The organism is Enterovirga aerilata (assembly GCF_013044135.1).
Taxonomy (GTDB): Bacteria; Pseudomonadota; Alphaproteobacteria; order Rhizobiales; family Beijerinckiaceae; genus Enterovirga; species Enterovirga aerilata.
Genome location: NZ_JABEPP010000001.1, coordinates 192,804 through 213,770, shown reverse-complemented (window position 1 = coordinate 213,770; position 20,967 = coordinate 192,804). Strand labels below are relative to the sequence as shown.

At 68.9% G+C, this 20,967-nt stretch carries 21 protein-coding genes and 1 tRNA gene; 10 read left to right on the top strand and 12 right to left on the bottom strand.

Translation table 11 applies throughout. The features are described 5' to 3' along the window. Window positions 1–10: 10 nt before the first annotated feature. Window positions 11–994, bottom strand: a complete 984-nt coding sequence (locus HJG44_RS01040; protein WP_171216494.1) for a TAXI family TRAP transporter solute-binding subunit — start codon at window positions 992–994, stop codon at window positions 11–13. Between the two features lie 12 nt (window positions 995–1,006). Next, window positions 1,007–3,025, bottom strand: coding sequence for a TRAP transporter permease (locus HJG44_RS01035; RefSeq protein WP_171216493.1), 2,019 nt, complete (start codon window positions 3,023–3,025; stop codon window positions 1,007–1,009). A 148-nt stretch (window positions 3,026–3,173) separates the two neighbouring features. Between HJG44_RS01035 and HJG44_RS01030 the strand changes: the two genes are divergently transcribed. Continuing rightward, on the top strand, window positions 3,174–4,754 hold the full coding sequence (locus HJG44_RS01030) for an OpgD/OpgG family glucan biosynthesis protein (protein ID WP_171216492.1): 1,581 nt from the start codon (window positions 3,174–3,176) through the stop codon (window positions 4,752–4,754). Between the two features lie 6 nt (window positions 4,755–4,760). On the opposite strand, the gene HJG44_RS01025 is transcribed toward HJG44_RS01030, so the two are convergent. Together HJG44_RS01025 and HJG44_RS01020 are read right to left on the bottom strand one after the other, a co-directional pair. Then, window positions 4,761–5,768, bottom strand: a complete 1,008-nt coding sequence (locus HJG44_RS01025; protein WP_171216491.1) for a Gfo/Idh/MocA family protein — start codon at window positions 5,766–5,768, stop codon at window positions 4,761–4,763. Next, window positions 5,768–6,739, bottom strand: coding sequence for an MDR/zinc-dependent alcohol dehydrogenase-like family protein (locus HJG44_RS01020; protein ID WP_246735988.1), 972 nt, complete (start codon window positions 6,737–6,739; stop codon window positions 5,768–5,770). The genes HJG44_RS01025 and HJG44_RS01020 overlap by 1 nt, the downstream gene beginning before the upstream one ends. 195 nt (window positions 6,740–6,934) lie before the next feature. On the opposite strand from HJG44_RS01020, the gene HJG44_RS01015 reads away from it, so the two are divergent. The 6 genes from HJG44_RS01015 to HJG44_RS00990 all read left to right on the top strand — a co-directional run bounded on the left by HJG44_RS01015 (window position 6,935) and on the right by HJG44_RS00990 (window position 9,835). After that, window positions 6,935–7,852: a glycine reductase gene (locus HJG44_RS01015; protein WP_171216490.1), complete on the top strand. Its 918-nt coding sequence runs from the start codon at window positions 6,935–6,937 to the stop codon at window positions 7,850–7,852. Between the two features lie 97 nt (window positions 7,853–7,949). After that, window positions 7,950–8,120 (top strand): hypothetical protein, encoded by a 171-nt coding sequence (locus tag HJG44_RS01010; protein WP_171216489.1) that lies wholly within the window; start codon window positions 7,950–7,952, stop codon window positions 8,118–8,120. 166 nt (window positions 8,121–8,286) lie between these two features. Then, the gene (locus HJG44_RS01005) at window positions 8,287–8,472 is read left to right on the top strand and encodes a hypothetical protein (protein ID WP_246735987.1); all 186 of its coding nucleotides are present in this window, start codon (window positions 8,287–8,289) and stop codon (window positions 8,470–8,472) included. A 14-nt stretch (window positions 8,473–8,486) separates the two neighbouring features. Further along, on the top strand, window positions 8,487–8,732 hold the full coding sequence (locus tag HJG44_RS01000) for a transcriptional regulator (RefSeq protein ID WP_171216487.1): 246 nt from the start codon (window positions 8,487–8,489) through the stop codon (window positions 8,730–8,732). Continuing rightward, window positions 8,729–8,944, top strand: a complete 216-nt coding sequence (locus tag HJG44_RS00995) for a helix-turn-helix domain-containing protein (RefSeq protein WP_171216486.1) — start codon at window positions 8,729–8,731, stop codon at window positions 8,942–8,944. The genes HJG44_RS01000 and HJG44_RS00995 overlap by 4 nt, the downstream gene beginning before the upstream one ends. Window positions 8,945–9,121: 177 nt before the next feature. Then, complete coding sequence (locus tag HJG44_RS00990) at window positions 9,122–9,835, top strand: ribonuclease activity regulator RraA (RefSeq protein ID WP_171216485.1); 714 nt, start codon at window positions 9,122–9,124, stop codon at window positions 9,833–9,835. 39 nt (window positions 9,836–9,874) lie between these two features. Here the strand turns inward: HJG44_RS00990 and HJG44_RS00985 are convergent, their stop codons facing one another. Next, window positions 9,875–10,420, bottom strand: coding sequence for a M23 family metallopeptidase (locus HJG44_RS00985; protein ID WP_171216484.1), 546 nt, complete (start codon window positions 10,418–10,420; stop codon window positions 9,875–9,877). A gap of 370 nt (window positions 10,421–10,790) precedes the next feature. Between HJG44_RS00985 and HJG44_RS00980 the strand changes: the two genes are divergently transcribed. Then, entirely contained in the window at window positions 10,791–12,575 is a 1,785-nt protein-coding gene (locus HJG44_RS00980) for a sensor domain-containing phosphodiesterase (protein ID WP_171216483.1), read from the top strand. Window positions 12,576–12,785: 210 nt separating this feature from the next. Here the strand turns inward: HJG44_RS00980 and HJG44_RS00975 are convergent, their stop codons facing one another. The 6 genes from HJG44_RS00975 to HJG44_RS00950 are packed head-to-tail and all read right to left on the bottom strand — an operon-like array spanning window position 12,786 to window position 18,747. Beyond that, window positions 12,786–14,237, bottom strand: coding sequence for an aldehyde dehydrogenase (locus HJG44_RS00975; protein WP_171216482.1), 1,452 nt, complete (start codon window positions 14,235–14,237; stop codon window positions 12,786–12,788). 10 nt (window positions 14,238–14,247) lie between these two features. Continuing rightward, window positions 14,248–14,988 (bottom strand): ABC transporter ATP-binding protein, encoded by a 741-nt coding sequence (locus tag HJG44_RS00970; RefSeq protein ID WP_171216481.1) that lies wholly within the window; start codon window positions 14,986–14,988, stop codon window positions 14,248–14,250. Then, the gene (locus HJG44_RS00965) at window positions 14,981–15,709 is read right to left on the bottom strand and encodes an ABC transporter ATP-binding protein (RefSeq protein ID WP_171216480.1); all 729 of its coding nucleotides are present in this window, start codon (window positions 15,707–15,709) and stop codon (window positions 14,981–14,983) included. Before HJG44_RS00965 ends, HJG44_RS00970 begins: the two co-directional genes overlap by 8 nt. Next, window positions 15,706–16,641: a branched-chain amino acid ABC transporter permease gene (locus HJG44_RS00960; RefSeq protein ID WP_171216479.1), complete on the bottom strand. Its 936-nt coding sequence runs from the start codon at window positions 16,639–16,641 to the stop codon at window positions 15,706–15,708. Before HJG44_RS00960 ends, HJG44_RS00965 begins: the two co-directional genes overlap by 4 nt. Then, entirely contained in the window at window positions 16,638–17,513 is an 876-nt protein-coding gene (locus HJG44_RS00955; protein WP_171216478.1) for a branched-chain amino acid ABC transporter permease, read from the bottom strand. Before HJG44_RS00955 ends, HJG44_RS00960 begins: the two co-directional genes overlap by 4 nt. A 22-nt stretch (window positions 17,514–17,535) precedes the next feature. Continuing rightward, on the bottom strand, window positions 17,536–18,747 hold the full coding sequence (locus tag HJG44_RS00950; protein WP_171216477.1) for an amino acid ABC transporter substrate-binding protein: 1,212 nt from the start codon (window positions 18,745–18,747) through the stop codon (window positions 17,536–17,538). A gap of 277 nt (window positions 18,748–19,024) precedes the next feature. Between HJG44_RS00950 and HJG44_RS00945 the strand changes: the two genes are divergently transcribed. Together HJG44_RS00945 and HJG44_RS00940 are read left to right on the top strand one after the other, a co-directional pair. Beyond that, a complete protein-coding gene (locus tag HJG44_RS00945; protein ID WP_171216476.1) occupies window positions 19,025–19,783 on the top strand; it encodes a helix-turn-helix transcriptional regulator in 759 nt (252 codons plus the stop codon). Between the two features lie 175 nt (window positions 19,784–19,958). After that, a tRNA-Arg gene (locus HJG44_RS00940) sits at window positions 19,959–20,035 on the top strand. A gap of 1 nt (window position 20,036) precedes the next feature. Here HJG44_RS00940 and HJG44_RS00935 read toward each other — a convergent pair. After that, window positions 20,037–20,966, bottom strand: coding sequence for a LysR family transcriptional regulator (locus HJG44_RS00935; protein WP_171216475.1), 930 nt, complete (start codon window positions 20,964–20,966; stop codon window positions 20,037–20,039). Window position 20,967 lies beyond the last annotated feature (1 nt).

Sequence of the window (20,967 nt, the reverse complement as noted above, 5' to 3'; positions counted from 1 at the left end):
GCGGGAGGGCTCAGCCCTTCACACCCTTTTCGGCGAAGTATTTCAGCGCGCCCGGATGGAACGGGATGGGCGAGCGCGACTGGATCTGGTTCTCGAGCGAGAAGGCTTCCGCGTCCTTGTGCACGGCGACGAGGTCCGCCTTCCGCTCCACGAGCGTCTTCACGATCTGGTAGGCGTCGTCATCGCTCATCCGATTGCCGGTAACGAGGATGTTCCACACGTCGACGTTGTGGTTCGGCTTGTCGTAGCCCGGATACGAGCCCGGCGGGATCGTGCCGGCCGCGTAGAGCTTGCCGTACTTGGCGTTCATCTTGTCGGCCAGGTCGGCGTGGTCGATCAGCTTCATCTTCAGCCCGGGCGTCGCCGCGAGGTCCGTCACGGCCGCCGTCGGGACGCCGCCGACCCAGAAGAAGGCGTCGATCTTGCGGTCCTTCAGGGCGTTCACCGACTCGGCGACCGAAAGCCGCTCGCGCTTCAAGTCCTTGTCCTTGTCGAGCCCTGCCGCCTCGATCACCCGGAAGGCCATGACCTCCGTCGCGGAGCCGGGCGAGCCGGTCGAGACGCGCTTGCCCTTCAGGTCCGACATCTTCTCGATGCCGGTCCCTTCGACGGTCGCCACATGCATGCGGTTCGGATAGAGGACCAGCAGCGTCTGGAGCGGCACCTTCCCGCTCTTGAACTTGTCCTCGCCCTTGAAGGCGTCGAGGGCGGCATCCGCCATCGTGAAGCCGATTTCGCTCTGGCCGGAGCCGATCAGCTTGAGATTGTCGACGGAGCCGCCCGTCACCTCGGCGGTCGCCTGCATGCCCGGGAGGTTCTTCGTCAGGACGTTCGCGATGGCGCCGCCCAGGGGATAATAGACCCCTCCCGTGCCGCCGGTGCCGATGGAGATCGTCTTGTTCTGCGCCAGCGCCGTGCCGCCGCCGAGCCAGAGGCTCGCCGCGCCGGCCCCGAGGCCCAGATTGAAGCCGCGCCGGGTGATCCGATGATGCATGTTTCTCTCCCGTTAGATGGTTGCCGCCTGCGGGTGCGGGCGGAATGACTGCCAGGCCAGCACGGCCCCGGCCAAGACGAGCCCGATCGCCCAGCTATAGGCGAGGTCGCGCCCGGTGATGAGTTCGCCGAGAGCCTCGATGAGGCTCGGGAACACGAGAAGGAGGCCCGCGAGCGCCAGCGCGACGCGCTCGGCGCCCGTGGCACGCCGAAGCGCCCAGCCCTGGGCGGCCGCCGCGAGCGCCATGAGCCCGGCCGCAGTCTTGAGCGTGATGAGGATGATGTCCACCCACGAGCCGTCCTTCGGGACCGACAGCAGGAGCCCGACGCCCTGCGGATCGAGCACGAACACGAAGGGCACCAGGAAGGCCGGGAGCGTGTATTTCCAGCTCTGGAGGGTGGTGATGTAGGGGTCGCCGCCAGTTATCGCGGCGGCCGCGAAAGGCGAGAGCGCGGTCGGCGGCGAGACCTCCGACAGGACCGCGTAGTAGAAGATGAACATATGCGCGGCGAAATCGGGCACGCCGAGCTTCGTCAACGCGGGCGCCGCGATCACGGCGCAGATGATGTAGGACGCCGTGACCGGCACGGCGAGGCCGATGACCCAGACGATGAGCGCCGTATAGATCGCCGTCAGCAGAAGGCTGCCGCCCGCATAGGCGATCACGATGGACGAGAACTTGAGCCCGAGACCAGTGAGCGTGACGACGCCCACGATGATGCCGGCCGAGGCGCAGGTGGTTGCCGCGTTCAGCGCCCCGATCGAGCCGTCCGCGAGCGCGCGCACCAGCTTCTTCGGGTAGAGCGCCGTGTCCGGGCGGAGGAACGACAGCGCGAAGGTGACGAGCGTCGCATAGAAGACCGAGAGCATCGGCGAATAGCCGACGAGCATGAAGGCGACGACCGCAATCAGCGAGATGAAGTGGAAGCCGTAGCGCCGCGTCATCTGGCCGAGTGTCATCTCCTGCGCGATGCTGACGTCCCGTGCTCCGAACTTCCGTGCATCGAGCTCGACCATGATGAGCAGAGACAGGTAGTAGAGGCAGGTCGGGATCGTCGCCATCCAGATCACGTCCAGATACGAGATCTTCAGGAACTCGGCGATCAGGAAGGCGGCGGCGCCGAGCACCGGCGGTGACAGGATCGCGCCGAGCCCGCCTGCCGCGAGCAGGCCGCCGGCATCGTTCTTCTTGAAGCCCGCCTTCTCCATCATCGGGTAGGCGACGGTGCCGATCATCACGGTGGTGGCGACGCCCGAGCCCGAGGGACCGCCGAGAAGGAACGAGGAGAGCACCACCGTCCGGCCCGCCGAGTTGGCCTTCCCGCCCATCAGGGCCAGCGAGAAGTCGATGAAGAACTTGCCCGCGCCGGACTGGGCCAGGAAGGCCCCGTAGATCGTGAACAGGATGATCAGCGTGGCCGACACATCCACCGCCACGCCGAAGATGCCCTCCAGCGTCATGAAGAGATGACCGACGAGGCGAGGCAGGTCGTAGCCGCGATGCGTCCAGGGCGCGGGAAGGTGCGGGCCGAGCATCGCATAGGCGATGAAGACGAGCGCCACGACGGGCATGATGAGGCCGGTGGTGCGCCGCGTCGCCTCGAGCAGGATGATGATGAAGGCCATCCCGACCCAGACGTCCATCCGCTCGGGCACGGTCGCGCGGTCCGTGAAATCCTCCCCGCCCCAGAGAGCGTAGGCGATGAGCCCGACCGAGATCGCGGCCGGTGCAACATCCCACCAGCGGATCCGGTCGCGGTACTTCGCCGCGACAGGGAAGAGGAGGAACGAGAGCAGCAGGACGAAGGCGACGTGCGTGTAGCGCAGCTCCTGCGTGGGCACGATCGCGTAGGCGGCATAGAGGTGGAACAGGCTCATCACGACCGCGATGCCGGTCACCACCATCCCGGGCAGGCCGGAGATGCGGTTCGTCGCGCCCTCCTCCGCCTCGATATAGGATTCGGCCTTGCGCAGGGCTTCGGTCGAGAGCGCGGCCGGCTCCTTCGCCGCGTGTTGCTCCTCGTCCGCCATCGAGCCCGCTCCCTCCACGTCCGCCGCTTTGCCGCTTCGCCGCGGTCTTGAGCTGGTCAGTTACCACGCCACAACCTCCCGCGCCTTGCAACGATTGACGTAGAGGGGGGCGGATCATACCTCCCCGGCGCCTCCCCTCGGATCGTTCATGATCGACAGACGCTCCCTCCTCCGCGCGGCCGCCCTCGGGACCGCCGGGCTCGCCGCATCGGGATTCCGCGCGCCGGCGATCGCGGCAGCCGGGCTCACGCTCGGCTCCTCCGCCCCGTTCTCCTTCGAGGCCCTGAAGGCGCGCGTTCGTGACATGGCGGCCCGGCCCTACTCGGCCGAGCAGCCATCCAAGCCGGACGTCCTCTGGAGCATCGACTACGACGCCCACGGCAAGATCCGGTACAAGACCGAGCTCGCGCTGTTCGCGAACGGCCCCGGCAAGTTCCCGGTCACCTTCTTCCATCTCGGCCGCTACTTCCAGAAGCCGGTCAGGATGCACGTCGTCGAGGCCGGGGAGGCACGCGAGATCCTCTACGACGAGAGCTATTTCGACATGCCGGCCGACTCGCCGGCCCATCAGCTGCCGAAGAACTCGGGCTTCGCCGGGTTCCGCTTCCAGGAGGCGCGGGACGGCAGGCTCGACTGGCGCAGGAACGACTGGGTGGCCTTCCTGGGCGCCTCCTATTTCCGGGCGATCGGCGAACTTGCCCAATACGGGCTCTCGGCCCGCGGCGTCGCGGTCAACACGGTCGTCTACAACGTTCCCGAGGAATTCCCGGACTTCACCCATATCTGGTTCGAAACGCCTGCCCCTGGCGCGGACACAGTGACGGTCTATGCGCTCCTCGACGGACCGAGCGTCGTCGGGGCCTACCGCTTCGTGATGCGCCGCACGGCTGCCGTCATCATGGACATCGACGTCTCCCTCGTTCTCCGGCGCGACGTCGTGCGGCTGGGCCTCGCGCCCATGACCTCGATGTTCTGGTATTCGGAGACGGCGAAGCCCACCATGGTCGACTGGCGGCCGGAGGTGCACGATTCCGACGGCCTCGCCATGTGGACGGGGGCCGGCGAGCATATCTGGCGGCCGCTCAACAACCCGCGCACGATCCAGGTCTCCGCCTTCGCCGATCAGAGCCCGCGCGGCTTCGGGCTGCTCCAGCGCGACCGCAATTTCGACCACTATCTGGACGGCGTCTACTACGACCGGCGCCCGTCCCTCTGGGTCGAGCCGAAGGGCGATTGGGGGCGCGGCACGGTCCAGCTCGTGGAGAATCCGACGGACGACGAGATCCACGACAACCTGAACGCGATGTGGGTCCCGGCCGAGCCCGCGACGGCCGGCAAGAGCTACGAGCTGTCCTACCGGCTGCACTGGGCGGCGGACGAGCCGTTCCCGACCCCGCTCGCGCGCTGCGTGGCGACCCGGCTCGGCAATGGCGGCCAGCCCGGGACGGACCGCCCGCGCGGCGTCCGCAAGTTCATGCTGGAATTCCTGGGCGGCCCGCTCAAGGACCTGCCGGCCGGCGTGCTGCCCGAGCCCGTCCTGACCGCCTCGCGCGGCGCCTTCTCCTATATCCGCACCGAGGCCGTGCCGAACGACGTGCCGGGCCACTGGCGCGCCCAGTTCGACCTGACCACGGCAGGGAACGAGCCGGTGGAGCTGCGCTGCTATCTCAGGAGCGGCGACCAGATCCTCTCGGAGACCTGGCTGTACCAGTACCACCCCGTCTACTGACGGAGGCTACCTCCCGTAGATCCGGTCGAGCACGCGGGCGACCTCGACCAGTTGCACCGCGCTCTCGTCGAAGCGCCCGCCGGCCGCGAGCCGGCGCGCCCAGTCCGCGGCGGCGCGCCCGCCCCACTCGTCGGGCGGTGAGGCCAGCACCTCGCGCGCGGTGCCGCGATAGCGCTCCGCCGTGAAGTCGTAGAACGAGCCGCCGACGTTCTTGAGCGCGGCGCCGCCCCCCGTGCCGTAGAAGGCCGCCGAGATCACCGCGTCGCAGCCGGCCTGGAGCCGCCAGGAACAGGCGAGCCGGATCGCCGTGCCGTTCGCGAGCTCGATCGTGGCGGCCGCGTAATCCTCCACCTGCGAAGGGTTCGGCCCGAGCCTCTCGCCCGCGGCAAAGAGCCGTGCCGCAACCTCCGCAACTTCGGGAAAGTCGAGGCACCAGAGCGCGAGGTCGACGAGGTGGACGCCCAGATCGGTCACGCAGCCGCCACCGGCGAGCTTCGGGTCGTAGAACCACGCCTTGTCCGGCCCGTAGGCATTGTGGAAGACGAGATCGACCGCGTAGATCCGCCCGAGCTCGCCCGAGCGCACGACGTCACGGATCCGCCGCATGCCTTCCGTGAAGCGGTAGGACAGGTCGACCGCGAGCAGCCGGTCGGCCGCGCGGGCTGCGTCCACCACCGCCTGCACCTCCGCCGCGTTCCGTCCGAGCGGCTTCTGGCAGAACACGGCGGCGCCGGAGGCGAGCGCCAGGACCGATTGCTCCGCATGAAGGGCGGACGGCGTCGCGATGACGATGCCGTCCAGCCCCATGGCGAGAAGCTCGTCGAGCCCGCCGACGCGTTCTGCGCCCGGCGCGAGCTTCAGCGCTTCCGCAGCGGCCTCGGCCGACGGCTCGGCAATGGCCGCGACCTCGGCCACGTCCGCCTCGATGACGGCATTCATCCGGTGGCGACCGATCCAGCCGACGCCGAGGAACCCCAGGCGCGGCCGCGCCGCCTCCGTCTCGACCACCGCCATCAGACCGTCACCAGAGCCTTGAGGAAGCCGGCCGGGCGGTCGCGCGTGGCATTCAGGGCCTCGTCGAGCTTCTCCAGCGGGAAGCGGTGCGTGTAGAGACCGCTCGGATCGAGCCGGCCGGAGGCAACTGCGTCCACCGCCTCGCGCATGCCCTGGACGTAGACCTCCGGATCGCGCTCATGCGCGTTGATCACGTCGATGCCGCGCCAGTTCCACAGCCACATGTTGACCTGCCGCGGCCCGTCCTGGTGGTAGCCCGCCACGATGAGGCGGCCGCGCTCGCGCGTGATCTCGCCCGCGAGGTCCAGCGGCCATTGCTTTCCGACAGCCTCGATGACGCGGTCGCAGAAGATGCCGCCGGTCAGCTCCTTCACGCGCCCGATGATGGCCCCGTGGTCCTCCATCGGGATCGTCTCCGCCGCGCCCATGCGTCGGGCGAGGTCGAGCGAGAAGGGCCGGCGCGAGATGGCGATCACGCGCGCGCCCGCGTCGCTCGCGAGCTTCGTCAGGATCGCGCCGAGGAAGCCGATACCGACGATGGCGACGTCCTGTCCGGCCCGGATGTCGGAGCGCCGGAAGATGTTCATGGCGCAGCCGAGGGGCTCGCCCGGAAATGGTTCTCCGGCGAGCGAATCCGGCAGCTTCACGACCGCCCCGGCATCCGCGAGGTCGTATTCGGCATAGGCCTTGTGGGAGAGGGCGGCGACGCGGTCGCCGAGCGCCAGCCCGGCGACGCCCTCGCCGAGGCCGTCCACGACGCCCCAGCCTTCGTGACCGAGACTCCCCGGCTCGGTCGGGAAGGTCATCCAGTCCGGTCCGGCCCAGGGCGTCAGGTTCGAGGCGCACACGCCCGACCCCTCCAGCCTGATCCGCACCTGGCCCGGCCCGGGCGCCGGCTTCGGGACCGTCTCGACCGCGATCCGGCCCGGCGCCGTCACGCGCGCCGCTCTCATGATGTTCGTCTCTGTCATGCCGGGGTCTTAGGAAGGTTCGGCGGAGCTGGGAAGGGAGGCTCCGGCAAGCCGAATCCTGGCCGGGGGTTGCGCCGCCTCTCTGTCATCCTCGGACTTTGACCCGAGGATCCAGATGCCCTCCGACCTGGATGGTCGGTCGAGCCCGACCATGACAACGGGCATCGGGCGACCTTCCTGTGCTAGCCTCCGGCCATGCCGACCGAAGCCGCCCATTCTTTCGCCCCGGACGGCGACGTCCCCATCGCCTACATGGCTCGCACCCGCGCCTATTACGCCGCGCTCGGCTACGAGACCCCGTACCGCTGGGCGTATCACCTCGACGCGCCCTTCGCGCCGCTCGGGAGGCGGCTCTCCGAATGCAGCATCGCGCTGGTCACCACGGCCGCGCCGTACCAGCCGGACAAGGGCGACCAGGGCCCGGGCGCGCCCTATAACGGCTCGGCCAAGTTCTTCGCCGTCTATTCCGGCCCGGCGGAGGGCGCGATGCCCGACCTGCGCATCTCCCACATCGCCTATGACCGCGACCACACGAGTGCGGCCGATCTCGGGACCTACTTCCCGCTCCGGCAGCTCCGGCTAGCGGCGGAGCGCGGCCGGATCGGGCGCGTCGCGCCCCGCTTCCACGGCCTGCCGACGAACCGCAGCCACCGCGTCACGATGGAGGCGGATGCGCCTGAGCTCCTCGCCCGCATCCGCCAGGATGCGGCGGATGCCGCGATCCTGGTGCCGAACTGCCCCGTCTGCCACCAGAGCGCGACGCTCGCCGCCCGGCATCTGGAGGCGAACGGCATCCCGACCGTCGTGGCGGGCTGCGCCAAGGACATCGTGGAGCATGCGGGGGCGCCGCGATTCCTGTTCAGCGATTTCCCGCTCGGCAACAGCGCGGGCAGGCCGGACGACCTCGCTTCGCAGGAGCTCACGCTGGAGCTGGCGCTCCGCCTCCTGGAATCCGCGCCAGGGCCGCGCACCACGTTGCACTCGCCGCTGCGCTGGAGCGAGGATCATGCGTGGAAGCGGGACTACGCCTCGGTCGAGAAGCTCTCGCCCGAGGAGCTGGCCCGCCGCCGGGCGGAGTTCGACCGGCAGAAACGGGCCGCGAAAGGCGGCTGATCCTCACCCGCTCCGCGCAGACACGTGGCCGCCATTCGCGTAGGGTGGCAAGGCGAGAACGGCCCGTGCCGTCTCGTGAGCCGGACCGGGGATGCCGATGGTCGAGATCGGAAGCAAGTTCACGAAGCAGCCGCGCCGCAAGGCCGACAAGGGCAAGCGCGTCGCGGTCTCCCCCGAGGCCAGGCAGGCCTACGAGGAGCAGATCAAGGCGCGCACCGAGCGGGAGGAGAGCTACCTGCGCCACCTGCCGCCGCGTGAGCCGAAATAGGACTGATTGCGGCGGCTCGCATCCGAAGGCCAAATAGCAGCGTGCTCGCTGCTGATTTCGCCCGGTTTTTTCCGGGACCGCGAGGCCGGTCTTCGCAGCCGGCGCGAAATCCCGGGGTGCAAATCCAGATTTTCTGTCCTATATATCCTGGATGAACGACACCTCGATGTACCCCTACGAACTCGAAGTACAGGCCTCTGTCCGGACGCCTGGCGCCTTTGATTGGGCGATCCGCCGCCACGGCAAGCTGATACAGCGCTCCGACCGGGTGCAGCGGTCGGAAGACGCGGCCCGCAAGGACGGCCTCAAGGCCGTGGAGCGCCAGTTCCTGAGCGCGCACAGCACGCGATAGCTCGGGAGATCTCGATGTCCGAGGAGGATCACGCGGCCCAGGAGAGGGCCGCGAAGGCCCAGAAGGCCCTCGACCGCGCCGCGGACGGGGCCAAGGCAATGGCCGAGTACGAGGCCGGCCGCGCAGCCGTGGAGGTCAACACCGCGCGGCTTCGGGCGCTCAGGCTCGAGAAGGAGCGCGCCGAGCGCCAGGCCTCAGCGGCCGCGGCGGTCCGTCCGAAAGCGGCGGGCCGCAAGGCCCGCGCGGAGGAACCGGCATGATTACCGGGCCGCAGATTCGCGAGGCGCGGGTGCGGCTCGGCTGGGATTCGCGGACGCTGGCGCAGCGCGCGAAGATCCGGCTCGCATCGCTCATCCGCGCGGAGGGCTCGTCAGGCGAGCCCGCGATCAGCACCGCCGAGGCAGCCGCGATCGAACGCACTCTGGGCGATGCCGGCGCGGGCATCGCGCCCGCCCGCCGGCCGAAGCCCTGAGAGGCGGTACCGGTCTCGCGAGCGGGCTCCGGTTCACGGGTACGGGCTCCAGGCTGGCGAAGTGCTCCTTGCCGGTTCCGTAGGTTCCATCGAAGGTGGAGCAGGCGATACGATCCGAGCGGATCATGACCCGCTCGGGATCGTCGGCTGCCACTTTCGCTGAGCTCGAAACCTCTCATGCTCGACCTCGAACCCGAAGTTCTCGCTCTCCTTCGGCGGACATCGACCGCGACGGTCAGCGGCCGCCTCTTCCGGCGCGGGCTGCGAAACGTGCTCATCCGCAACGTCCGGGCGCTTGGCGAGTCGAACGGGGTGATGGTCGGGCCTGCCTATACGCTCCGCTACATCCCGGCGCGCGAGGACATAGACGCCTTCGGGATCAAGCCCGACGCCAACGAAATCCAGCGGGAGGCATTCGAGGCGACCCCGGCCGGCCATGTGCTTGTGATGGATTGCCGCGAGGAGACCCGTGCGGCCTGTTGCGGCGACATCCTGGTCACGCGGTTGATGGTGCGCGGCGGGGCGGGCGTGGTCACCGACGGCGGGGTCCGTGACAGCGGCCCGATCGCCAAGTTCGACATTCCCGTCTTCTGCGCGGCCCCGAGCCCGCCGGTGAACCGCGGCGTGCATCACGCGCTCGATCACGGCCGGCCCATCGCGTGCGGCGGCGTCGCGGTCTATCCTGGAGACGTGATCATGGGCGATCAGGACGGAGTGATCGTCATCCCTCGCAGCATGGCCGGCGAGATCGCTCGCGAAGCGGTCGAGCAGGAGGAGATGGAAACCTGGCTCGCCGAGCGTGTCGCAGCGGGCGCTCCCCTCGCCGGCACCTTCCCGCCCAGCGAAGCGACGATCGCAGAATACGAGGCGGCTCGGCGGAACAAGGCCTGAGGCGGGCGGCTCGGTCGCCTCGCGCCCGCCTTCGCGGCCTCAGATGTCCCGGAGGTCCATCCGCTGCACGAATTTTCGGCCGTTCGCATCGACGCTGTAGCGGTAGCCGGTCTTCCAGTCGGCCCAATGCGTGGCGGTCCCGCGCGTGTCGTCCAGGTACTTCACGCCGTCGAAGACGTCGGCCCGGCGGTAATAGGGCGGGGTGCCGTTGCTGAGCTCGCCCGTCTCCGCGCCGGAAAAGAACTCGATATGCAGCATGTCCTGCCCCGGCTGGTCGCCGACATAGGCGATGACCTGTCCTTCAACGACGTCGTCGTCGGCCTTCACCTCGGCCCTAGGCGCGATCTCACAGTAACGGGCGATGAAGTCCGGATGCTGGATCGCCAGCGCGTTGGTTCCGCGAAAGAAGGGCTTGGATCCGACGATGACCTTGCCGCTGGCCATCGCCAGCACCGGCGTGCCCGCCTTGGCGGCGAGGTCGTTGGCGGCATGTTTCAGCCCGGCCCGGACCTTGCTCCGGTCGCCCCCGAACCCGTTGCCGCCCTTGTAGGTCGTCGTGGGGACGAATGGCAGGGGAAATCGCATGGCACCCTCCTCCGCTTGCCGCCGCTTCGGCGGACGGATGAAGGATGCGCGCGGCGGCCGCGTGGCGGTGTGCGGCAGATCACGGTCTCTTCCGTTCGAGCAGCCAGCGGGGATCGGATCGCTCTCGCGAGAAACCTCACCCAGCCTGTGCCACCCCGATCGCCGAACTCGCTTGGTCTGGGGATCTTACCCGTCGCTTAGGAGCCAAGTTCTGAAGCCGAGGGTACGTCGGCCCGCGCTCGACATCCGCAGCTGCAAGCAGATCGGCTGCGTCTAACGGGACCGAAAATCTCCCGATACTCTCGGAAACGTGCGAGCAAGTTAAGCGTGTGTTTGCTCCTCCGGACCAGAGTCTTCTCAGGAGACCGGGATGGATCGTACGCGTTCGGAAGAGATGAGGCTGCAGGCGCTTACTCAGCTTGGCCTCCTCGACACACCGCCCAGTGAAAGCTTCGACCGCATCACCCGGATGGCGAGCCGGATGTTCGGGCTGCCGATTGCCGCCGTGTCGCTGACCGACCGGGATCGGCAGTGGTTCAAATCGCGGGTCGGGGTCGACCATCGGGAAATCCCACGCGAGAAGGCTCCGTGCGCCGAGGTCGCCGAGACGGCAGGCCCGCTGGTCGTGCCGGACCTGCTGGAGAGCCCGCACTACCGGGACAGCCTGCTCGCGCAGTCCGGAATCCGTTTCTACGCGGCAGCTCCTCTCGTCACGCGCGATGGATATGGGCTTGGCGCGATGTGCGTGCTCGGGACCGAGCCGCGGGAGGTGACACCCGAGGAAAAACATGTGCTCGTCGACCTTGCCGCGATGGTCATGGCTCAGATCGAGCTCCAGCACGCGTTCGGCCGCGTCGAACCGGTCAGCGGACTGCCGAACAGGCATCAACTTCTGGACGATCTGGACGACGCGGCCCGAGACAGTCCTGGAGCACTGAGATCGCTCGTTCTCCTGGAGCTTGCGGACGCGGCTCGGCTGCAAGAGGCCACCCGGGTGCTAGGACCCGATACGGTCGACGAGCTGGTGCGTGAGGCCACGCTGGCACTGCGATCGGAATTCGGACCGAGCCTCAAGATCTACCAGGTCGGAACGGCCCAGCTCGGATGGATTGTGGCCCACGCGGATAAGGACGCTCGCACGCGCTATCTTGCCGCGGCAGGCCCTCGCTTCGCCCGCTATCTGCGGCGAGCCTCCTTTCCACGGCTGGCCAGTCCCGTGGCCGTGGTCACCCCCTTCCGCCTGGGCGAGATCGCGGCCGCCGATCTCCTCCGGACCGGGCACAGCGCCGTTCTCGATGCCCGGAACACCGGCGAGCTCGTCAGCATCTACTCGGAAGAGGCGGACAAGGTTCATCGGCGGCGCTTTCGGCTCGTCGCCGACATGCGAGCGGCTTTGGCTGCAGACGACCAGCTCTTCCTCGCCTTCCAGCCTCGCATCGCTTTCAAGACGGGAGCTTGCGTCGGCGTGGAGGCCCTGTTGCGCTGGAACCATCCGCTCCTGGGCTCGGTCTCGCCCGGCGAGTTCATTCCGATCGTCGAGAAGACGGATCTCGCCCGGCCGGTCACGGACTGGGTCATCGACGCCGCAATCCGCCAGGCACAGGCGTGGAGATCGGCCGGCACTCCTCTTCCGATCTCCGTCAACGTATCCTCGGCAAACCTCGAAGAGCAGGACTTCTCGTCTCGGCTCATTCTGCGCATCGCAGCCGCGGGACTACCCTGCAGCGCCTTGGAGGTCGAAGTTACCGAAAGCGCGATCATCCGCGACGAGGTGCGCGTCGGAGAGCAGCTACGGAACATTCGCGCAGCCGGCATCAAGGTGGCCATCGACGATTTCGGAACCGGCTACAGCAGCCTTTCCTACGTCCAGAACCTGCCAGCGGACATCATCAAGATCGACCAGTCGTTCGTGCGAAACCTAGACCTCGACGACCGTGGCCGCACCCTTCTTCGGTCGATGATCTCGATGGCCAAAGAACTGGATTTCGTGGTCGTTGCCGAAGGTGTCGAGGACGAGGCCGCATTTGAGTTCCTGCGGCAATCGGGATGCGACGAGGGCCAAGGCTACCTGATGTCCCGACCGATCCGGCCTGAGGACATGGCCGTGTGGCTCAGGGGCGGCGGGGCACGCCACCTGCGCGACGTGGCGGCCTGAGCCCCCAGCCGACGCAGGCGTCGGGCGGGTCGGAATTCGCCCCGAGCGCATGCCCGGCCGAGAGCCGATATTCCGCTCGGAGCCACGGCGGCGGCGCAGCTCCGTTCGCGATCGCCGGGCAGCGCGGATCGGGGACCCTCGGACAAGTTGTGCTCTCGCCGATGTCCGTCGGTCCTCCGGCTACGACCGGTTCAGCGCCGGCGTTCTACTTCAGATCGGATAGTGCTGCGGCCCCGTCTCGACCGTGATCCAGCGCAGCTCGGTGAATTCGGCGATCCCAGCCTTGCCGCCGAACCGGCCGTAGCCGGAGGCCTTCACGCCGCCGAAGGGCATCTGCGCCTCGTCATGCACGGTCGGGCCGTTGACGTGGCAGATGCCGGAATCGATGCGCTTGGCCACGTCCAGCGCACGGGCGATGTCGCGTCCGAAGACCGCGGCCGAGAGCCCGTACTCGGTGTCGTTCGCGATCCGGACGGCTTCTTCGACCCCCTGCGCACGTATGATCGCAACCACGGGCCCGAAGCTCTCCTCGGCATAGATCCGCATGGCGGGTGTGACGTGGTCGATCACCGTCGCGCCCATCAGCGTGCCCCGCGCTTCGCCGCCGGCGAGAAGCCTGCCGCCCTTCTGGACGGCATCGTGAACGAGCCCGAGGATGCGCTGCGCCGCCTCCGGCCCGACGAGCGAGCCGAGCGCTGTCCTGGCCTCTCGCGGATCGCCGGCCGTCAGGCTCTTGGCCTTGGCGGCGAGCTTCTCGACGAAGGCGTCCGCAACCGACGAGTCCACGATGATGCGCTCCGTCGACATGCAGATCTGGCCCTGGTTCATGAAGGCGCCGAAGGCGGCGGCGGCCACGGCCGCATCGAGATCGGCATCGTCCAGCACGACGAGCGGCGCCTTGCCGCCGAGCTCGAGGAGGACCGGCTTCAGGTGATGCGCCGCCTTCTCGGCGATGATGCGCCCGACGCGGGTCGAGCCGGTGAAGTTTATCCGCCGCACGGCCGGATGGGCGATGAGCGCCGAGATCACGTCCGCGGCGTCGTCCGGCGCATTGGTGACCACGTTCACGGCCCCGGCCGGGAGCCCGGCCTCGCGGAGGCATTCGCCGATGAGCCTGTGCGTGCCGGGGCAGATCTCGGAGGCTTTCAGAACCACCGTGTTGCCGCAGGCCAGCGGCGTCGCGACCGCCCGGACACCGAGGATCACAGGGGCGTTCCAGGGAGCGATTCCGAGCACGACGCCGGCCGGCTGCCGGATGGCCATGGCGATGCAGCCCGGCTTGTCGGATGGGATCACTTCGCCCGAGATCTGGGTCGTGAGCGCCGCAGCTTCGCGCAGCATGCCCGCCGCAAGGCGCACGTTGAACCCCACCCAGCCCGCCGTCGAGCCGGTCTCGGCAGCCATGAGGTCGACGAACTCGCCGGCCCGCGCTTCAAGCAGGTCCGCGGCCTTGGACAGGAGCGAGCGGCGGGCATTCGGACCCATGTTGGACCAGGCCGGGAAGGCGGCAGCGGCCGCATCCGCCGCCGCGATGGCATCCTCAGGTGTCGCGGCGGCGGCGCGGCTCGCGACGGCGCCGGTGATCGGGTTCAGGCGCTCGAAGGTCGCCCCGCCGGTCGCGGCGACGTCGCGATCCTCGATAAGCAATGCGATGTCCGTCATGGCTGCTTCCTCATGCGTGGGACGGGAGCGCGGCGCCGGGCGCCGCCTCCCCGAGATAGGCGCGGCGCACGGCCGGATCGTCGCGCAGCCTCGCGGCCGGGCCTTCGCCGACGATACGGCCGGTCTCGATCAGGTAGGCGCGGTCCGCGATGGCGAGCGAGCGGCGCGCGTTCTGCTCGACCAGGAGCACGCCGATGCCCGTCTCGCGGACGCGGCCGAGCGCCGCGAAGAGCTCGCCGGACATGAGCGGCGACAGCCCGAGCGAGGGCTCGTCCAGGAGCAGCACCGTCGGATTCGACATGAGCGCGCGGCCGATCGCCACCATCTGCTGCTCGCCGCCGCTCATGGTGCGGGCGGTCTGGCCCAGGCGCTCGGAGAGGCGCGGAAACAGCGCGAGCACCCGCTCCAGGGTGGCCGCCTCGCCGGCCCGTGCCCGTTTGGGATAGGCGCCGAGCAGGAGGTTCTCGCGCACGGTCAGCTCGCCGAAGATGCCGCGTCCCTCCGGCACGAGCGCGAGGCCTTCCTCCACCAGGAGATGCGCCGGGAGCTCCGAGACGTCGCGCCCGCCGAGGACGACGCAGCGTCCCGGTTCGGCCGGAACCGTGTTCGCGACCGCCTTCAGGAGCGTGGTCTTTCCGGCCCCGTTCGCGCCCAGGATCACGACGATCTCGGCGGCTCCGACGCCGAGGCTGACGTCCTCCAGCGCGCGATGCAGGCCGTAGGAGACGGAGAGGCCGGAGACCTCAAGCATCCGGGTCTCCAAGGTAGGCGTGGACCACCTGCGGGTCGGACAGCACGGCGTCGGGCGCGCCTTCGGCCAGGACCGAGCCTGCGTTCATCACGATGCAGCGGTCACAAAGGGTTCGGATGGCGTCCATCACATGCTCGACCAGCACGATCGAGAGCCCCTCGCGACGCAGCGACTGGATCAGCCCGATGCCGTCCTGCAGCTCGGACGGGTTCAGCCCTGCGAGCCACTCGTCGAGGAGGAGGAGCTTCGGAGCGAGCGCCAGCGCCCGGGCGAGTTCGAGCCGCTTCTGGTCGATATAGGTGAGTTCGGCGCTGCGCTGATGTCCGCGGCCGCCGAGGCCCACCCGCTGGAGCAGGTGCGAGACCTCGCGGTCCGCCGCCTCGCCCCAGAGCGGATCCGCACGGAAGGCGAGGCCTGCCAGCACGTTCTCGCGCGCGTCGAGCGAGGGGAGCACGCGCACGAGCTGGAAGGTGCGCGCGACGCCGAGCCGCGCGATGCGGTCGGGCGAGAGCCCGGCGACGGGGCGGCCCCGCAACCGGATATCGCCGGCATCGGGCTTCAGCGCGCCGGACAGGAGATTGAGCGCCGTGGTCTTGCCCGAGCCGTTCGGCCCGATGAGGCCGAGGATTTCCGACGAACCTACCGTGAAGCTCAGCCCGTTCACGGCGACCAGCCCGCCGAAACGGCGGACCAGGCCCGAGACTTCGAGCAGGACTGTCATCGCACCGCCTTCTGCGGCAGGAGCCGGACCGCGCGGGGCCATGCGCCCTCAAACCAGCCGGCGATGCCGTTCGGGACCGCGTACACGATCGCCATAAAGACGAGGCCGAGCAGGATCGAGAAGGCGTTCGGGAAGTTGGCGCCGAGCACCTCGAAGAGGAGCGTCAGCGGCACGACGCCGAGCAGCGGCCCCCAGAGCCGCCCTGCGCCGCCGAGCAGCGCCATGATGAGCGCCTGGAACGAGATCACCGGGTTGAAGGCGATCGAAGGGTCGAGATAGGTCCAGCGCGGCGCCATGATCGCGCCGGCGAGGGTCATGAAGGCGGCGCTCACCGCGAAGAGCAGGAGCTTCGCGCCCGTCACGTTGATCCCGCAGTGCCGGGCGACCAGTTCGTCGTCGCCGACCACGCGGAGCGCGAGGCCGAGCCGCGAGCGCCCGATCAGCCAGCCGACGAGGAAGACGAGCGCGGCGAGCCCGAAGAGCTGCCAGAAGATGCCCTCCTGCGTCACGTCCAGGAAGATGTAGCGGCCGACCGAGCGGCTGACATTGACCTCCCACCAGGTGACGAGCTGTCGGATGAGCTCCGACAAGCCAAAGGTGAAGATGACGAAATAGATGCCGGAGAGACGGAGCGTGGAAAGCCCGACCACGAGGGCCATCGCGGCCCCCAGGACAAGGGCGACGGCGAGCAGCACCGGCCAGGGCAGCGCCTCGCCGAGGCCCGCCGCCGCGTAGGAGCCGATGCCGAAGAATGCCGCCGTCGCCAGCGAGACATAGCGCGTCGGGCCGGAGAAGAGCGCCCAGGCGGTTGCGAGCACGAGGTTGTTGAGGATGCCGATCGCGAGGGCGAGGTGGTAGCCCGTGCCGAGGAACGGCACGAGCGCCAGCGCACCCATGGCGGCGACAACGAGCGCGAGCGGCACCCCCTTCATCGCCCGGCCCTTCCGAACAGCCCGGTGGGTTTCACGAGCAGGACCAGGAGGAACAGCCCGAAGGTCGCGGCCAGGGTCAGGCCCGGATCGACCAGCCGGGCGACACTCGTCTCGACGAGCCCGAGGAGGAGGCCGGCGACGAGCGCCCCCATGAGGTTGCCGACGCCGCCCATGATCACCACCACGAGCGCCTTCATGGTGAAGACGACGCCCATGGCAGCGTTGAAGGTGAGGAACATGGAGACGAGGACGCCGCCTGCGGCGCACAGCCCGCCGCCGAGCGCGAAGGCGAAGCCGGCGACCCGCTGCACGTCGATGCCGACGAGCCGGGCCGAAGCGGGATCGACCGCGACCGCCCGGATCGCAGTTCCGGTCCGGGTGCGCATCAGGGCCGCATAGATCCCGACCGCCAGCACGGCCGCGACCGCAAAGGCGAGGAGGCGGTTCGCCGGCACGGTGGAGCCCGCGATCGTCACCGGCACGGACAAGTAGGAGTAGCTGTAATATTGGCCGCCGAAGAGCACGAAGGCGAGGCCCTGGACCACGAACAGGAGGCCGAACGTGGCGAGAATGGAATCGACCTCCAGCGCCTCGCGGGTCTTAGCCCGTCTCACCAGGGGCACGAGCAGGACGCGGTAGATCAGCGAACTTGCCAGGAAGCCCGCCGGCAGGATGAAAACGAGCCCGAACAGCGGGCTCAGGGCCGCCGCGGTCACCAGAAGGTACGACGCGAAGGCCGCCGCCACGAGGACCTCGCCATAGGCTAGGTTCATGATGCGGGCGACGCCGTATTGCAGGGTCAGGCCCGAGGCGACCAGCGCGTACATGCCGCCGAGGATCAGACCTCCGAGGACGATGTCGAGGATGAGCATCTCGCGCCCCCGGGGAGGCGCCCTATTGCTTCCACTCGGGTTTGGGCACCACGACCGGACGCGCGCCTGCCATCGCGGTCGGCGCGACGCCGTAGAATTCGCCGCCCTGCCACTGCCCCACGGCCCAGACCTCCTTCAGGAGGCCGCCTTCGAGCTTTACCCTGCCTATGATCGTATCGAAGGAGCCCGTCTGGATCTCCTTGATCACGGCCGCACGGTCGATCTTGCCGACGCGCTCGATCGCCTGCCCCAGCACCTGGAGGCTGGCATAGGTGATGGGGCTCGCCCAGCGGTCGGGCTCGCGGCCGAGCGCCTCGACATGGCGTTTGAAGTAGTCCTTGAGCGTCGGCGAATCCGCGTTCCAGCCGCCGATGCCGAGGACGCCTTCCGCGTTCTGACCGAAGCGCTGCTTGAAGACCGGAAAGGCGGTGCCGACGCCGACGAAGAAGACCTTCGGGTTGAAGCCCAAGACCTTCGCCGTGTCCGTGATCCCCAGCGTGTCCGGCGGGTAGGAGAACGCCGCGAAGACATCCGGCGAAGCCGCCATCGCGTCCTTGAGGAGCGGCTGCACGTCCTGCGTCCCGGCCGGATAGGACTTGTCGTAGACGAGCTCGAAGCCGGCCTTCTTCAGCGCATCGCGCGCCGCGGTCGAGAGCTCGATTCCGAACTGATCGGAGACGGAGACCATCGCCACCTTCGGGCCGACCTTGCCCTCGCCCCGCAGCTTGGCGAGCAGCTCGACGAAGGACACAGAGATGTCGGACGGCAGGCCGAGCCAGAAGGTCGCGTTCGGCCAGCGTTTGGCGAGTTCGGGCGCGCGGTTGGTGTTGGTCGTCGCGGCCAGGTGCGGGTAGCCGAGCCGGTTCATGATCGGGGCCACGGCGAGGTTCTGGCCCGTGCCCCAGGGCGACAGGATGAAGTCGACCTTGTCCTGTGTGGCGAGCCGTTCGATCGCCTTCACGGCCTCCTCGGAATTGGAGCGGTCGTCATACTCGATGACCTCGATCGGAATGCGCTTGCCGCCGATCATGAGCCCGCCCGCAGCGTTCACCTCCTTCACCCAGAGCTGATAGTTCGGCAGCGTAGTGATGCTGGCACCGCCCGTGAAGGGCCCGGTCTTCGAGATGGCGTAGCCGATCCTGATCTTGTCCTGGGCCGCGGCCGATCCGACGGCGGCGCCGAGTGCGGCTGCGAGCGACGCAACGGTTGCGAGCCGCAATCCGATACCTCTCATGTCGTCCTCCCGGTCCCGTGCTCGCGTCGCTCTTCGGGCGTCTGCGGCAACATCAGAGTAGAACGGGGCCGAAGCGGCGGGACTGGACATAACAGGCGAAAAATTGCACTTTCCCGCGGTGCCGCAGACCGGTTACCCGCCTCCCCGATCGACCGCCTCGAGAAGTCCGGGCGAGGTGTCGCTGCAAGCGGAAGCCATCGAGCCGGCGCTTCTTCCCCGGGAATGGTCTGCCTCTGCGCCCGAGGAGGTCCAGCTCTTCCTGACTTCATCCCGTCGCATGTCGCTGGTCGGCATTGGCGCGCGCATCGAGCTTGCTGCGCCGGGGCTCGCCTGGGTGCCGGGCGGGCCCGGCCGAACCGTGCGCCTTGAGGCCGGCGCGCGCGGCCATCGGCTCGCGGCCTCCATCGATGTCCTGGCCGGGGCGATCAGCGGCATGCCGGGGACGGCGCGGCTAAGGCGGCTGCTGGTGCAGCCCGCCACCGTTCCGGCAGCCCGCATCGAGCCGTTTGCCGAGGAGCTGGGGTCATCCTTCCGCGTCCTCGCGCGCGAGGTGCGGCAGCCGGGCGAGATCGCGCCGGGAATGATCGCTGCCCATCTGGCGCTTCTCTGCCTCCATGTCTGGCGCCTTGCGGATGCGCCCGCAAAGGGTGCGCGCGTGGCTCCAGAGCGCGCCGCCTCGGTCGCCCAGCGTTTCCGGCACCTGCTCGAACTGCATCTTCGGGACGGCTGGAGCGTGAAGCGCTACGCCGACGTGTTGGGTGTCACGGAGGATCGGCTCCACGCGGCTTCCGTCCGCAGCCATGGCAGGCCGCCAGGCACGCTGATCCGGGAACGGCTGCTGGAGGAAGCCTGCAGCCAGCTGGAGACGACGGACGTGCCCGTCGAGCAGATCGCGTTCGCGCTCGGCTTCCGGGACCCGGGCTATTTCAGCCGCTTCTGCCGCAGACATCTGGGCATGCCACCGGGACGCTACCGGCGGGAGCGGCGCGCGCACAAATTGCCCGCTCCAGGGGGCTCGTACGCGGCGTGGCCATGAGTTCTCCGATCCGAGGATAGGAGGGTTTTCAAGCTTCTCTGTCACCTTCTCTGTCACGGGTGGCGGAGGTCCGATCTGCCCGCTCCCGTGGACTCACGCCCGTTACGTTTCTTCATCCGGGCCAGCGACTTGGTGACGGCTCAGGTGCCCTCTGCTAGAGGTCGTTCGGCGCATTGGCCCCGTAGCTCAGCTGGATAGAGCAGCCGCCTTCTAAGCGGCAGGTCGCAGGTTCGAGCCCTGCCGGGGTCGCCACTCAGCCCGGGCGCGGGACGTCCCACCGGGCATTCACGCGGGCGGCCTCCTCCTGCAGGAGGCCGAGGAAGGCCGAGGCTAAGGGCGAGAGGATGCGCCGGGCCGGCTCGATCAGGACGAGGTCGAGCGTCAGGGGCGGGTCCGCGAGCGGATTGATCACATGCATGCCGGGTTCTGGGTCGGCCGCCATCATGATGCCCGGCAGTACCGCGACCCACTCGGAGCGGCCGACGAGGTCGAGCGTGCCGAGCATGGCGTCGAGCTCCAGCAGCCGCTCGATCGCGATCCCGTTCGATGCGAAGTAGGATTCGATGCTGAGCCGCCGCGTATTGGCCCGGCTCGGCACCACCAGGCGCAGCGGCCCGAGCTCGCGGGTCCGGACCGGCTCGCCGTTGCGCCGGCCGGCATGGCGGACGCTCGCGACCAGCACCTCCGGCGTACGGGTGAAGAGCCGGCTCTTCACGCCTGCTATCCCGGCGGTTCCGGGCACGATCGCGAAATCGAGCTCGGCCGCCTGCACGTGCTGCGTGAGGGCGGCGCTGTATCCCTCCACCACGCGGATCGCGGCGTTCGGATGCGCCTCGGTGAAGCGGGCGAGCGCAGGCGCCAGAACGCAGCGCGTCATCGTGGGCATGAGCCCGACCACGAGCTCGCCTTCGAGCCCGCCCACGAAACCCTGCACGGCCTTGGTCGCGGCGTCGTGCGCGCGCAGCACGTCCAGGCAGGCGCGGTAATACGAATCCCCGGCGGGTGTCGGGCACACGCGGCCCTTGTCGCGGCTGAACAGGCTCAGCCGGAAGCGCTCCTCGAGCTTTCGGATATGCTGCGAGACGCCCGACTGGGTGGCGTTCTCGCGCTGGGCGGCCGCCGTGAACGAGCGCTCCTCGTAGGCGGCCACGAAGAGCCTGATATCCTGCAGGCTGCCGGCCATC